The organism is Pseudomonas sp. FG13, assembly GCF_057809755.1.
The window spans coordinates 34747-48722 of sequence record NZ_JBMDKO010000039.1 but is presented as its reverse complement, the minus strand read 5'-3'; the positions used below and the strand labels follow the sequence as shown (position 1 = coordinate 48722).

Below are 13976 nucleotides of genomic sequence, written 5' to 3'. Positions count from 1 at the left end.
AGTGGGGCGAATTATAGAGACTCAGAATCTGCCGTCAACCCTTAATTACGCTTTTGTTGCAGAAGACACTTTCTTACCCATCAAACGCGGGATCCGGCGCGTAATCGAAGGAATCCTCAGCATCATTAAGACACCCCCGATGAAAGCATAGATTGCCCACTCCTTCAGATCTGCCCGCACGATCCACAGCATGTGCAACAACCCAAGCCCGAGAATGAAATAAACCAGGCGATGCAGCTTCTTCCAACGCACACCGAGGCGCCGCTGGCTATAACGGTTGGACGTGACGGCCAGGGACAACAAACCGAGAAACCCGAGTACCCCGACGATGATGTACGGCCGCTTGCTCAACTCGACACCCAACTGCGACCAGTCGAATCCCAAGATGAAGGCCAAGTAGCTACTCAGGTGAAGCACCACATAGGTGAAGCACCATAATCCGAGTTGGCGTCTGACCGCGATCCATCCCGCCCATCCCGTCAACTTCTGCAGAGGGGTCATGCTCAAGGTAATGAGGAGCAGGATCAGCGTCCCCAACCCCAACCGATCCACCAGCACCTTGCCAGGATCGGGGCCCAAGGTATTCATCAACGCCTCGTAGAGCCAGAACAACGGCCAGATCGCCGCCGCAACGAAGACGCCAATCCGCCACACTGGAAAACGCATCAGTAGTCCTTCCTCAGGTCCATCCCTGCATATAAAGAAGCGACTTCATCCTGATAGCCGTTGAACATCAATGTATCGCGCACATTGGGACTGAACAGTCCGCTTGGCAGGCGACGCTCATGCGCCTGGGTCCAGCGCGGGTGGTCGACCGTCGGGTTGACGTTGGCATAGAAGCCGTATTCGTCCGATGCAATGCTTTGCCAGGTCGTCTTGGGTTGTTCGCTGACCAGACTGATACGCACAATGGATTTCACACTTTTGAAACCGTACTTCCATGGCACCACCAACCGCAGCGGCGCGCCGTTCTGGTTCGGCAACTCCCGCCCATACATGCCAACCGCGAGGATAGCCAATGGGTTCATGGCCTCATCCAGCCGCAAACCCTCTACATAAGGCCAGTCGATCAGGGCGAAGCCGGAGCGCTGGCCAGGCATGGTCTTCGGATCCTGCAATGTTTCAAAACGGATGAACTTGGCCTTGGAGGTCGGTTCAACCTGCTTGAGCAGCGCAGAGATGGGAAAGCCGATCCATGGAATGACCATTGACCAGGCCTCCACGCAGCGCAGTCGATAGATCCGCTCCTCCAATTGATAGGGCTTCATGAAGTCTTCCAGACCGTAGCGCCCAGGCTTGCCTACCTCTCCATCCACCACCACGCTCCAAGGCTCGGTTTTCAAGGACCCGGCATTGGCCGCCGGATCGCCCTTGTCGGTTCCGAACTCATAGAAGTTGTTGTAATGGGTTGCATCCTTGAACGGCGTAATCGGTTCATTCTTGACCGTCACCGCGCCCCATTGGGTTGAGGGTAGTTTTTCGGCAAACCAGGACGGCGCCTTGCCTGGCTCCACGTCGGGATAGCGCGCCACATCGGCGGCGCTAGCCCAGCGCGGCAGGCTGCTCACGGCAAGGCCAGCCATGGATGCTCCCAGCATCTGGCGACGAGATAAATAAAAGGATTCGGGCGTGACGTCCGATTCACGGCAGTCGGACGACTTGGGGATCTTGATCAGCATGACAACTCCGCAGTATTGGAGGGCAGGTGCACCAATAGACTGCGGAGTATGGGGGAAATTACATCACTCGGCGCTTTTGTGACGACGCAGGCGCAACAGGTACTGAACCGGGCCGGATGCGGCATAGGCAAGGAATACCAGCAGCAGGATACGCGGCGGATCGCTGAAGACCACCGCGAACACCAGCACCACCGCCAGGATGGCCACGAATGGCACACGCCCCTTCAGATCAAGCTCCTTGAAGCTGTTGTATTTGATGTTGCTGACCATCAGCATACCGGCCGCCGCCACCAGCAGTGCCACCAGGAAGGACATCTTCGAACCCTGGATGCCATAGTCACTGAACGCCCAGACCACACCCGCCACGACGCCCGCCGCAGCCGGGCTCGCCAGGCCGATGAAGTAGCGCTTGTCGGCCTTGCCGACCTGGGTGTTGAAACGCGCCAGGCGCAACGCGGCGCCCGCCACATAAATGAAGGCGACCATCCAGCCGACCTTGCCCATGTCCCCCAGCGCCCAACCGAACGCCAACAAGGCCGGGGCCACGCCGAAAGCGACCATGTCCGACAGGGAATCGTACTCGGCCCCGAATGCGCTCTGGGTATTGGTCATGCGGGCCACGCGCCCGTCCAGGCCATCGAGCACCATGGCGACAAAGATCGCGATGGCGGCGAAAGCAAAATAACGGCTCGCCCCCGCGCTATCGCCAGCGCTCAACGCAGCCTGGGCGCTCATGGAGCTGATGATCGAGTAGAAACCGGCAAACAGGTTGGCGGTGGTAAACAGATTCGGCAGCAGATAGATGCCACGATGCCGGACCTTACGGCCTTCAGCGTCATGACCTTCCTCGACGTGTTCATCGATGGGCAACATGCTTTCGGCGTCAGGAGCCTGGTTTGGCTCGTCGGGACGTTCGCTCATGGACAGTACCTTGCAACGGTGTGAAAAAATTCGACAGGTGTCTGGGACGAGGGTTCGGCCGCAAACGATGCAGCTTTATACCAGAAGCCATCGCCCAAACGAAAAAACGCGGCCGAGGCCGCGTTTTTCGATCAAGCCCGCGACTCAGTTCTTGGCTTTGTCGACGATCTTGTTGGCGCTGATCCAAGGCATCATCGAGCGCAGTTGCTCGCCGATGATCTCGATGCCGTGGGCAGCGTTGTTGCGACGCTTGGCGGTCATCGAAGGATAGCCGGTAGCGCCTTCGCTGATGAACATCTTGGCGTATTCGCCGTCCTGAATACGTTTCAGGGCGTTGCGCATAGCCTGGCGGGACTCGGCGTTGATCACTTCCGGACCGGTCACGTACTCGCCGTATTCGGCGTTGTTGGAGATCGAGTAGTTCATGTTGGCGATACCGCCTTCGTACATGAGGTCAACGATCAGCTTCAGTTCGTGCAGGCACTCGAAGTAGGCCATTTCCGGCGCGTAGCCCGCTTCAACCAGGGTTTCGAAACCGGCTTTAACCAGCTCGACGGTACCGCCGCACAGAACGGCCTGCTCACCGAACAGGTCGGTTTCGGTCTCGTCCTTGAAGGTGGTTTCGATGATGCCGGTACGGCCGCCGCCAACGCCCGCAGCGTAGGACAGGGCCACGTTCTTGGCGTTGCCCGAAGCGTCCTGGTAGATCGCGATCAGGTCAGGGATACCGCCACCCTTGACGAACTCGGAACGCACGGTGTGACCCGGAGCCTTCGGCGCGATCATGATCACGTCGAGGTCAGCGCGTGGCACGACCTGGTTGTAATGGATCGAGAAACCGTGGGAGAAGGCCAGGGTAGCGCCCTTCTTGATGTTCGGTTCGATTTCGTCGCGATACAGTGCGCCCTGGAATTCGTCCGGGGTCAGGATCATGACCAGGTCGGCAGCGGCAACGGCGGAAGCCACGTCAGCCACTTTCAGGCCGTGGGCTTCTGCCTTGGCAACGGTGGCCGAGCCTTTACGCAGGCCGACGGTCACGTCAACACCGGAGTCCTTCAGGTTGCACGCCTGGGCGTGACCCTGGGAACCGTAGCCGATGATGGCGACTTTCTTGTCCTGGATGATCGACAGGTCGCAATCTTTATCGTAGAAAACTTTCATGAATTTCCCCTATATCCGGCCGTTCAGGCCATTCGCTAATTTGGTTTAGATGCTCAGTACTTTGTCGCCACGGGCAATGCCGGTGACACCACTGCGTACGGTTTCCAGAATCGAGGCAGTGCCGATCGATTGAATGAAGCTGTCGAGCTTGTCGCTGGTACCGGTCAACTGAACGGTATAGACGCTGGCGCTGACATCGACGATCTGCCCACGATAAATATCGGTAGTGCGCTTGATCTCGGCGCGCTGGGCGCCGGTGGCCTTGACCTTGACCAGCATCAGCTCGCGCTCGATGTGAGCACTTTCCGACAGGTCCACGAGCTTGACCACCTCGATCAGCTTGTTCAGGTTCTTGGTGATCTGCTCGATGATTTCATCGTGGCCCACGGTGGTCAGCGTCAGACGCGACAGGGTCGGGTCTTCGGTTGGCGCCACCGTCAGGCTTTCGATGTTGTAGTTGCGCTGCGAGAACAGGCCCACTACGCGAGACAGAGCACCCGGTTCGTTTTCCAGAAGCAGGGAAATAATATGCCGCATGATTAGGTACGCTCCGTCTTGCTCAGCCACATATCGCGCATGGAACCGTCTTTGATCTGCATCGGGTAGACGTGTTCGCTGGTGTCGACCGCAATATCGATGACCACCAGGCGATCCTTCATGGCGAACGCCTCCTCCATCTTCGACTTCAGGTCCTTCGATTCGGTGATGCGCACGCCGACGTGACCATAGGCCTCGGCCAGCTTGACGAAATCAGGCAGCGATTCCATGTACGAGTGCGAGTGACGGCTGCCGTAGCTCATGTCCTGCCATTGGCGAACCATGCCCAGCACACCGTTGTTCAGGATCACGATCTTCACCGGCAAACCGTATTGCAGGCAGGTGGACAGCTCCTGGATGTTCATCTGGATGCTGCCCTCGCCGGTGACGCAGGCGACGTCGACATCCGGGAAGCTCAACTTGATGCCCATGGCCGCCGGGAAACCGAAGCCCATGGTGCCCAGGCCACCGGAGTTGATCCAGCGGTTGGGCTTGTTGAACGTATAGTATTGCGCAGCGAACATCTGGTGCTGGCCCACGTCGGAGGTTACAAAGGCATCGCCCTTGGTCACTTCGCAAAGGGTTTCGATCACGGTCTGCGGCTTGATCACGCTACCGTCGCCCTTGTCATAGGGGAACAGGCCACGGTCGCCACGCCACTCATCGACCTGCTTCCACCAACTGGCCACGGACTCCTTGTTCGGGGTCTCGCCGATTTCCTTGAGGATCGCGACCATTTCGGTCAGGACACTCTCCACAGGACCGACAATCGGCACGTCTGCCTTGATGGTCTTGGAAATGGACGCAGGGTCGATGTCGATGTGGATGATCTTGGCGTTCGGGCAGAACTTCGCCGCACCGTTGATGACCCGGTCATCGAAACGCGCACCGACCGCCAGGATCACATCGGCATGGTGCATCGCCAGGTTGGCGGTGTAGCTGCCGTGCATGCCGAGCATACCGATGAACTGACGGTCGGTGCCCGGGAAGGCGCCCAGGCCCATCAGCGTATTGGTGACCGGCAGGTTGAGCATCTTCGCCAGTTCGGTCAGCGGCGCGGAGCCGCCACCGAGGATCACGCCCCCCCCCGAATACAACACGGGACGCTTGGCCGCCAGGAGCATTTCGGCTGCCTTGCGGATCTGCCCGGAGTGACCGCGTACGGCCGGGCTGTAGGAGCGCAGCTTGGCTTTTTTCGGGAAGATGTATTCGAACTTCTCGGCCGGGTTGGTCATGTCTTTCGGGACATCGACCACCACAGGGCCCGGACGACCGGATTCGGCCAGGTAGAAGGCCTTCTTCATGACTTCCGGGATTTCCGACGGGTGCTTGATCATGAAGCTGTGCTTCACGATCGGCCGGGAGATACCGATCATGTCGGTTTCCTGGAACGCATCGGTACCGACCATGGTGCTGGGCACCTGGCCGGAAATGATCACCATCGGGATCGAGTCCATGTAGGCGGTGGCGATACCGGTGATGGCGTTCGTGGCGCCTGGACCGGAAGTCACCAACACCACGCCGGCCTTACCGGTGGCGCGGGCGTAGCCGTCAGCCATGTGGGTCGCCGCCTGCTCGTGACGAACCAGGATGTGGGTCACTTCCGGTTCTTTGAACAGGGCATCATAGACATGAAGAAGAGCACCACCCGGGTACCCGTAGATATATTTGACGCCTTCGTCACGCAAGAAGCGGACGAGCATCTCACCGCCAGATAAAAGCTCCACGTTGTTCACCTCTAAAACGCCAGAATACCGCCCCTCAAAAGGGGACGGGTCTTAATAGGTTTACTTCTCGGCAGAGCATGAGCGACGGTGGTCGCCGACTACGTCAGCACTGACTGAGCAAGTATTGGGATCGTCCCAAGTGTTGCGGGCCTTTCCCACCCAGCGCGAGGTAACGCGTTGCGGGTGTAACAGGTCGACGCGGATATGCGCCTCATGATCTGCCGAGTGGGCCTGCTTCTGGCAGTCCCTCTACAGCGGACTTTGGATTCTTCTGTTTCGCCTTCTGCAAGTCAAGTCGTCTATGTGCTTTATTCGAAGTAAGCGCATGAGAACGCAAGAAAAAACCTTTAAACGGCAACTGTGTTAGCTTCAATTGCGCAACCCATGACAAGGAAACAGCATGCGAATGTTCATACTGACGGCCAGCCTGCTGGTTGGCCTGAGCCCGATGTGCATGGCCGGTCAGATCTACAAATGGGTGGACGCCCAGGGGGTGACTCACTTCAGCGCCCAGCCACCCGATGACGCAGGGGCCACGACCGTGATCAAGTCCTCACCGCCCGTCGGCAAACCGCCCGCGCCCCCCTCCGCCGGCACCATTGGCGACCAAAAGGCCATTGACGAGCAGGTCAAGCAGCAAGTGGCTGACCAGGAAGCCCAGCTCAAGGTGTTCTGCGAGCAGGCCCGGACCAACCTCGCACAATTGAAGAACAACCCACGGGTTCGTGAAGACGTGGAGGGGGAAATGCGCCGCCTCACTGACGAGGAACGACGCCAGCGAATCGACGAGACGAGCAAGCAGATCGAGGAACACTGCCAGTGACGGCAGTCAGCTGACGTCGCTGATCAACCGGTCGAACTGCGACAGCAACCGCTGCAACTCGATGCCCTGCCCTGGTCGCTGGGCATAGACCATTTCCGCCATGGCAAGGATGCCCGAGGCGTTGGGCAGCGGCAGGTCATTTTCCAGGATGGCTTTCATCCGTGGCAGGAAAATCCATTGCAGCCATTGCTCGAAGTCCAGGGTGTCGACCGCGAACGGCTCGACACTGGCCAGCGCTTCGACCGAAGGCGAAACGCTGCTCCACCAGCCCTGGACCCGCAACTCCCGCTCGATCAGCAGCAACTGATCGGCGATCTGGGGAAAACGCGTATCCATCAGAGCGAAACCTTGGCCTTCTGACGGGCCAGCGCCGCGCCGGCCGAATCGCCTTGTTTCTCACGCGCCTGGGCGATCAGTTCCCACAGGCTAGCCTGAAGGGCCGGACGACCGCTGGTGAATGTCAGACCGCGACGGGCCAGTTGTTCGGCTTGCGGCGCATCGCCCTGGGCCATGCGTACCTGGGCCAGGCGATAAAGAACCTGGGGTTCACGCGGCGCTACGCGCTGGGCACGTTCCAGACTGGAAGAGGCACCGTTGAGGTCGCCACTGGCCTGTTGCTGTTGGGCGGTCGTCAGCAGGGCCAACACCGGGCCATCCAGCTGTTCATCGGCGGACAGGCCACCGGAGCCGGCCGACGGAATGCTGCCGGGCGAGGCAGGCATGCTGTAGCTGCCCTGATTGATCGGCGAGGTTTCGATAGGGCCTGGCGTGATGGGTCCGGGCGTGATCGGCGTAGTGCTGATCGGCGCCGAGGTCGTGGCACCGCCACCGGGCACCATCACGACCACACCGGTGTCGCCTTGAGGAATCGCCTGGGCCTGGCCTTGCACCGGCCGCTTCACCGTCGTTTGACGGAAGCCGCCGTTGGCCGACACCCGCTCACTGTTGGAAACGGCAGTGCCGGAGTCGACAACCGGAATCGAGCCGCGCTGTACGGTCGAGCAACCACTGAGCAAAGCCACGGCAGTTACCGCTGGAATCAACCACTTGTTCACGTGAAACCCTCTTTGCTTAATTCATCCAGTCTTTGACCCAATCCATCACCGACTCGGCTGGATTCTGTCCGCCGCAGGCGGCTCCGGGTGGTGGTTCGCTGCCGCGAATATACGGCATCTGCACCGCGCCCGGGCAATTGGCATCGGAGCCTTGTCCGGTGCGCGAATCGACCCAGGCTTGAACGACGTTGTCCGGCTGCGGCATGTCCAGCGGCAATGGGTCGGCCTTGCGCATGAAGCTGGTCCAGACCTGCAATGCGCCCGTGGCGCCGGTGAACGGCGTCTTGCCGTTGTCATCGCGACCGAGCCAGACCACGGCCAGCAGGTCCTGGCTGAAACCGGCGAACCAGCTGTCACGGGAATCGTTACTGGTGCCGGTCTTGCCCGCCAGCGTCAGGGTTCGGGGCAGCACGTTATAGACCGAGCTGCCGGTACCTTCACGCATGACCCGCTGCATGGCGCTCTGGATCAGGTAGATGGAACCCGGATCGAAACGCTGCTGAATCTGGAACGGATAACGCTTGAGTGGCTCACCGTCGGCGGTGAGCACGCTGCGGATCCCGCGCATCGGCGTATTGAAGCCGCCGTTGGCCAGCGTCTGGTACATGGCCGCAACCTCGATCGGCGTGAGGCCACCGGCTCCCAGCAGCATCGACGGGAAGGCCGGCAATTCGCGGCTGACCCCCAGACGCGCCAATGTCTTGAGCACATTCGGCACACCGACTTCCAGCCCAAGGCGAGCCGTGGACAAGTTGTAGGAATGCGCCAGCCCCTGATACAGGAAAACCGTACCGTGGGAGCGCCGGTCATAGTTCTGCGGTTTCCAGACCTGGCCGTCCGCGCCCTTGACCGAGAACACCTCGTCCGACAGCCAACTGGTCAGTGTGTACTGGCTTGGTTTTTCCAGGGCGGTAAGGTACACCGCCGGCTTGATCAGCGAGCCGATCGGGCGCACGGCATCCAGGGCCCGGTTGAAACCGGCGAAACTGGCCTGGCGGCTGCCGATCATGGCCTGGACTTCACCGGTTTCCGGGTTGGTCACCACCATGGCGGCTTCCACATCCTCGGCACCCTTGCGCGCACCCAGACGCTTGAAAGTATCCTCGACCGACGCTTCGGCTTTCATCTGCAGGATCGGGTCGAAACTGGTGAAGATCCGCAGGCCTTCTTCGGTCAAGTCTTCGTCGCGGTAGTCTTCACGCAGTTGCCGTTTGACCAGGTCGAGGAAACCGGGGAACGAGCTGTCCGCCAGGCTGCCGCGCTTGGTCACGCCCAATGGCATTTTCTTCGCTGCTTCGACCTGCTCGGCCGTCGCCACGCCTTGTTGTTGCAGCAGGTCGAGCACCAGGTTGCGACGTTCGAGGGCCCGCTCCGGATTACGCCGCGGGTTGTAGGAAGACGGCCCCTTGACCATGCCCACCAGCAGCGCCACCTGATGCAGCTTGAGTTCGGACAACGGCTGGCTGAAGAAGAACTGGCTGGCGAGGCCAAAACCGTGCACCGCCCGCTGACCGTCCTGGCCGATGAAGACCTCATTGAGGTACGCCTCGAGGATCTCCTGCTTGTCGTAATGCAACTCCAGCAACAGCGCCATCATGGCTTCGGTGAGCTTGCGGGTGAGGCTGCGCTCGTTGGTCAGGTAGAAGTTCTTGACCAACTGTTGGGTCAGAGTACTGCCACCCTGACGCATATGGCCCGAGGACGTGTTGACCCAGATGGCCCGGGCAATCGACTTGGGCGAGACGCCGAAGTGATGGTAGAAATCCCGGTCTTCGACAGCGACCAGCGTATCGATCAGGAACGGTGGCACCTGGTCGATCTTGATCAGGATCCGGTCTTCGAGGTTCTTCGGATACAGGCCGCCGATCAACAGCGGCTCGAGGCGCACCACCGAAAGACTGGCATTGTTGGCACCCGTCAACGCGGCCACGTAGTCGCCGGAAAACCGCACGCGCACCGCTTGCGCCTGCTCCATGCCTTCATAGAACTGGAAGCCACGGGTATTGAGATCGACAGTGTTGCCATTGACGGAAGCTTCGCCCGGGCCGTTGGCCACACTTTCACGGCGATAGCCCAGGGCGTCGAGTTCGGTGAGGAAGTCGTCCTTGCTCAGCTTCTGTCCGACGAACAGCTCCAGCGGCCGGGCGTAGACCTTGGCCGGGATCGTCCAGCGCTTGCCGGAGAACTTCTCCTGGACCACCGCATCGAGGTAGACGGCAAAACCGGCAAGCACGACAAGGCCCACCAGGCCGAGTTTAAGGGCCCAGCCCAGCCAGGGCCGCAGGCGGCTGGCGGGTGGTTTCTTGGGGGTACGGGGGGATCGGGTACGAGTCATGGCGGCGGATTATACGCACTTTGCGATGGTTCAACATGAGCCCGATAAGCTGCGTGATGCACAGGCCATCCGGTTTGCGTTAATGCAGCTTGCCGCCATAATGACGGCCTTGAATTTTTCCAGACTCTGAAGGATCGCCTGTGAGCCAGACCCTGATCGCTGCCCTGCAAAACCCGGCCCTCTATCCGCACCCCGTCGAAGGGTTCCAGGTCATCGAAACCCACATTTCCTGGGTCTTGCTCACCGGTCCTTACGCCTACAAGTTCAAGAAGCCGGTCAATTTCGGCTTCCTCGACTTCACCGAGCTCGACGCCCGCAAGCATTTCTGCGGCGAAGAGCTGCGCCTGAACCAGCGCTTGACCCGGGACCTGTACCTGGAAGTGTTGCCGATCACCGGCAGCGCCGAAGCGCCACAGTTGAATGGTGACGGACCGGCGATCGAATATGCCCTGAAGATGCGTCAGTTCCCGCAAAGCCAGTTGCTCAGCACGTTGCAGGCCAACGGTGAACTGACCACCGCCCACGTCGACGAAATGGCCGAGCAGATTGCCCGGTTCCACCTCTCCACGCCCAAGGTTCCCGCCGAAAACCCGGCCGGCACCCCGGACAGCGTGATGGCACCGGTGCGGCAGAATTTCGAACAGATCCTCCCGTTCCTCAGCGACAAGGCTGACCTGGCGCAACTCGAGGCCCTGCAAGCCTGGGCTGAAAGCAGTTTCGAACGCCTCAAGCCGCTGTTCATCCAGCGCAAGGCCGAAGGCTTCATCCGCGAATGCCATGGCGACATCCACCTGGGCAACGCCACCGTGATCGATGGCAATGTGGTGATTTTCGACTGCATCGAGTTCAACGAACCGTTCCGTTTCACCGACGTCTACGGCGACACGGCATTCCTGGCGATGGACCTGGAAGACCGCGGGCTCAAGTCCCTGGCCCGGCGATTCGTCAGCCAGTACCTGGAGCTGACCGGCGATTACCAGGGCCTGGAACTGCTGAACTTCTACAAAGCCTACCGGGCCCTGGTCCGGGCCAAGATCGCCTTGTTCAGCATGCCGGCCGAAGCCGACCCGGTGCAACGCGCCACCACCCTGCGCCAGTACCGCAACTACGCCAACCTGGCAGAGAGCTACAGCACCATTCCGTCGCCATTCCTGGCCATTACCCATGGTGTTTCAGCCGTAGGCAAAAGCCACGTCGCGATGCGCCTGGTGGAAGCGCTGGGGGCGATTCGCCTGCGTTCGGACGTGGAACGCAAGCGCCTGTTCGGTGAGCAACAGGTGCCGAACGATCCCCAGGCCGGCATCTATAGCAGCGATGCCAGCAGCGCCACGTATGCGCGCTTGCATGAAATCGCCGGCGGGATCCTGCGCGCCGGGTTCCCGGTGGTGATCGATGCCACGTACCTCAAGCGCGAGCAGCGTGAAGCCGCAGCGAAAATCGCCGAAGCGACGGGCACCCCGTTCCTGATCCTCGATTGCAATGCCCCGCAAGCGGTCATCGAAAACAGGCTGGCGCAGCGTCAGGCCGATCAGAAAGACCCTTCCGACGCGACCCTGGCCGTCATCGCCGCACAGCAGGCTAACCGCGAAGCGCTGACGCCGGAGGAAATCCTCTGCAGCAAACCGGTGCAGACCAATGAAAGCGGCACGCTCGACAACGTGGTCGCGCAGATTCGCCAACGCCTGCCAGGCCTGTAAGCAACTATTTCGACCGTGAAGCGACACCTGGCTTCACGGTCGCCAAATACTGGCACTATACTGGCGCCATAAAACCAACAGGTGACATGACATGAACCGCCCAAAGATTCTCGACACGCCGCTGTATGCCTTGCTGCGCAAAGACGACATTGCAGGCTTCAATAAAGAACGCCCTCAAGGCCCGGTTGACTTGCGCGGCGGCGATTTTCGCGGGCTCGACCTGCGGGAATTGAATGTGGACGACGTCGACTTCACGGACGCTTACTTCCGTTCCGCTGATTTGCGTGGCGTCGATTTCCGCAAGTCGAAGCTGGAAGGCGCGAGCCTGGCCCATGCGCAGATCTCCGGCGCCTATTTCCCACCCGAGCTGTCGGCCGACGAAATTCTGATGTCGATGAACTTCGGCACCCGGTTGCGCTACCGTACCCGCTGATTTGCCAGAAAAGGCAAACCCGCACGACCAAATCCAGCGCCCCCGCCCGCGCTGGATAGGGTCCGTCGCCACTGGTTTTCCCTCATCGTGCGTTATGCCTTAGAAGCTTTTGCGACAATCCTGCCAAAGAATCACGCTTTTCCTACTGAGCGCTACACTCCTGAGAAGCTTGCCCACTGAACAGTCGGCCGTCGCAAGGAGGCTCGATGAATGATGAACTGCAACACCTGAAAAATCTGGGCAAGACGTCGGCCCAATGGCTACACGCCGTGGGCATCCACAGCGCCTCGGATCTGCGTCGACTCGGAGCGGTCGATGCCTATCGTGCGGTACGCACTCGTGGTTTCCGGGCCTCCAAGGTGTTGCTGTACGCGATTGAAGGCGCGCTGATGGATATGCACTGGAATGACATCCCCGCCGAACGCAAGGAAGCATTGAACAAGCAATTGGACGCCATTTCCACACGCCACAAAGCCTGACGCCCTTGGTTATCGACATAAACCATCGCGGTTATTGCGACGAACTGGAAAACAACGTTTGACATGGTAATGAGAATCGCTATGATTACCACATCCGGTCGCGAGACTGGTCGATATTTGAAAAGCCCTTGGTTCGGACTCTCAGATATCTCCTCATCAGGCTAATCACGGTTATTTGACCCGGCTCTTGCCGGGTCTTTTTTTGTCCGCGAGAAGCCTACGGCTGTCCGCGCATTTGCGCGCAATAATCCACGGGTGGCGTGGCCGGTGTGTACCAGACGTAATCCGCCATGGCCGATGTGACCTCGCTGCCCTCCTCGGCCAGCATCAGGACCACCGGTGCTTCACCTGCCCCAAGGTCCAGGACATGCAGCGGTACGCCAATATCCTTGCGTCCATGCCAGGCACCTGCAAACAACAATGCGGGGGTTGGCGCGGCCAGTAATCGCTCGGCCATGCGCCGATCGCGTTGTTGCTGAACGGCCACCATCGCCGGCATCTGCGATTCCGGCAGCAGGCCGCAGTGGGCATCGCGAATCTGCCCCAGCAGCTCTTCTTTTACCGCCGCCCCATTGGAGCGAACACCGCTCAAGCCTGGCGCTTGCCGGTAGAAGCGCTGGATTTCGACAGCATCCAGGTTCGCGGCCAACAACGGATAAGGTTGCGCCAGTGCGTATTCGACGACAGGTCCATAGAGGTTCCAATCCCAACCCGGCGACCAATCCAGCGCGTCAGGCAAGTTTTCCGGCATGGCAGGTTGCTGGCGGACCCCATCGACCCGCGACTGCTGGCTTGGCGTCAGCATTTCCAGCAATAGACTGCCTTGCGCCCGTTGCCCGGCCAGGGCCTGGAGCAGCCATAATTGCAGCGCGTGATGATCCGGGTTGTCATGCTGCTCTCCCACGATAACCCGAGGTGCCTTCGCCAGACGTTCGACCAGAACCCTGGGCGCAACAGACTGACCATTGTGCAGGTCACGGATCCGCCCGCTGATCGGTGGCGGTGCGATGCTCTGGCAGGCGGTCAAGGTACTCAAGACCAGAATCAGGATCAGGCGCATCGGGCAGCGTTCTCGACGAAGTTGTTCATGAATGGGCATGGAATCGTCAGGCGAGTACTCTCGACCCGA

14 protein-coding genes are annotated in these 13976 nt (G+C 60.0%); 4 read left to right on the top strand and 10 right to left on the bottom strand.

Going from position 1 to position 13976, the window contains the following annotated elements; genetic code table 11:
* Positions 1–45 precede the first annotated feature (45 nt).
* The 6 genes from msrQ to ACODTO_RS23290 form a co-directional block, all read right to left on the bottom strand.
* On the bottom strand, positions 46–666 hold the full coding sequence (gene msrQ / locus ACODTO_RS23315) for a protein-methionine-sulfoxide reductase heme-binding subunit MsrQ (RefSeq protein ID WP_139649734.1): 621 nt from the start codon (positions 664–666) through the stop codon (positions 46–48).
* Complete coding sequence (gene msrP, locus ACODTO_RS23310; protein WP_489107106.1) at positions 666–1679, bottom strand: protein-methionine-sulfoxide reductase catalytic subunit MsrP; 1014 nt, start codon at positions 1677–1679, stop codon at positions 666–668. The genes msrQ and msrP overlap by 1 nt, the downstream gene beginning before the upstream one ends.
* 63 nt (positions 1680–1742) lie before the next feature.
* Positions 1743–2600, bottom strand: coding sequence for a CDP-diacylglycerol--serine O-phosphatidyltransferase (gene pssA / locus ACODTO_RS23305; protein WP_041020669.1), 858 nt, complete (start codon positions 2598–2600; stop codon positions 1743–1745).
* Positions 2601–2744: 144 nt separating this feature from the next.
* Complete coding sequence (gene ilvC, locus ACODTO_RS23300; RefSeq protein ID WP_489107105.1) at positions 2745–3761, bottom strand: ketol-acid reductoisomerase; 1017 nt, start codon at positions 3759–3761, stop codon at positions 2745–2747.
* Between the two features lie 45 nt (positions 3762–3806).
* The gene (gene ilvN / locus ACODTO_RS23295; RefSeq protein WP_003205610.1) at positions 3807–4298 is read right to left on the bottom strand and encodes an acetolactate synthase small subunit; all 492 of its coding nucleotides are present in this window, start codon (positions 4296–4298) and stop codon (positions 3807–3809) included.
* A gap of 2 nt (positions 4299–4300) precedes the next feature.
* Positions 4301–6025, bottom strand: coding sequence for an acetolactate synthase 3 large subunit (locus tag ACODTO_RS23290; protein WP_139649738.1), 1725 nt, complete (start codon positions 6023–6025; stop codon positions 4301–4303).
* 400 nt (positions 6026–6425) lie between these two features.
* Here ACODTO_RS23290 and ACODTO_RS23285 point away from each other — a divergent pair, with 400 nt between their 5' ends.
* On the top strand, positions 6426–6848 hold the full coding sequence (locus ACODTO_RS23285; RefSeq protein ID WP_175386687.1) for a DUF4124 domain-containing protein: 423 nt from the start codon (positions 6426–6428) through the stop codon (positions 6846–6848).
* A gap of 6 nt (positions 6849–6854) precedes the next feature.
* Here the strand turns inward: ACODTO_RS23285 and ACODTO_RS23280 are convergent, their stop codons facing one another.
* The 3 genes from ACODTO_RS23280 to mrcB are packed head-to-tail and all read right to left on the bottom strand — an operon-like array spanning position 6855 to position 10238.
* Positions 6855–7184 carry a YqcC family protein gene (locus tag ACODTO_RS23280; protein WP_055129265.1) on the bottom strand — a complete coding sequence of 110 codons (330 nt, stop codon included), beginning with the start codon at positions 7182–7184 and terminating at the stop codon, positions 6855–6857.
* Positions 7184–7903 (bottom strand): tetratricopeptide repeat protein, encoded by a 720-nt coding sequence (locus tag ACODTO_RS23275; protein WP_041020672.1) that lies wholly within the window; start codon positions 7901–7903, stop codon positions 7184–7186. The genes ACODTO_RS23280 and ACODTO_RS23275 overlap by 1 nt, the downstream gene beginning before the upstream one ends.
* 16 nt (positions 7904–7919) lie before the next feature.
* Positions 7920–10238 carry a penicillin-binding protein 1B gene (gene mrcB / locus ACODTO_RS23270; protein ID WP_139649740.1) on the bottom strand — a complete coding sequence of 773 codons (2319 nt, stop codon included), beginning with the start codon at positions 10236–10238 and terminating at the stop codon, positions 7920–7922.
* A 140-nt stretch (positions 10239–10378) separates the two neighbouring features.
* On the opposite strand from mrcB, the gene ACODTO_RS23265 reads away from it, so the two are divergent.
* From ACODTO_RS23265 to ACODTO_RS23255, 3 genes are all read left to right on the top strand, one after another.
* Positions 10379–11935 (top strand): bifunctional aminoglycoside phosphotransferase/ATP-binding protein, encoded by a 1557-nt coding sequence (locus ACODTO_RS23265; RefSeq protein ID WP_175363808.1) that lies wholly within the window; start codon positions 10379–10381, stop codon positions 11933–11935.
* Between the two features lie 91 nt (positions 11936–12026).
* Entirely contained in the window at positions 12027–12368 is a 342-nt protein-coding gene (locus ACODTO_RS23260; RefSeq protein ID WP_139649745.1) for a pentapeptide repeat-containing protein, read from the top strand.
* A gap of 206 nt (positions 12369–12574) precedes the next feature.
* On the top strand, positions 12575–12847 hold the full coding sequence (locus tag ACODTO_RS23255) for a TfoX/Sxy family protein (RefSeq protein ID WP_024779602.1): 273 nt from the start codon (positions 12575–12577) through the stop codon (positions 12845–12847).
* Between the two features lie 217 nt (positions 12848–13064).
* On the opposite strand, the gene ACODTO_RS23250 is transcribed toward ACODTO_RS23255, so the two are convergent.
* Positions 13065–13907 (bottom strand): ChaN family lipoprotein, encoded by an 843-nt coding sequence (locus ACODTO_RS23250; protein WP_175386711.1) that lies wholly within the window; start codon positions 13905–13907, stop codon positions 13065–13067.
* Positions 13908–13976 lie beyond the last annotated feature (69 nt).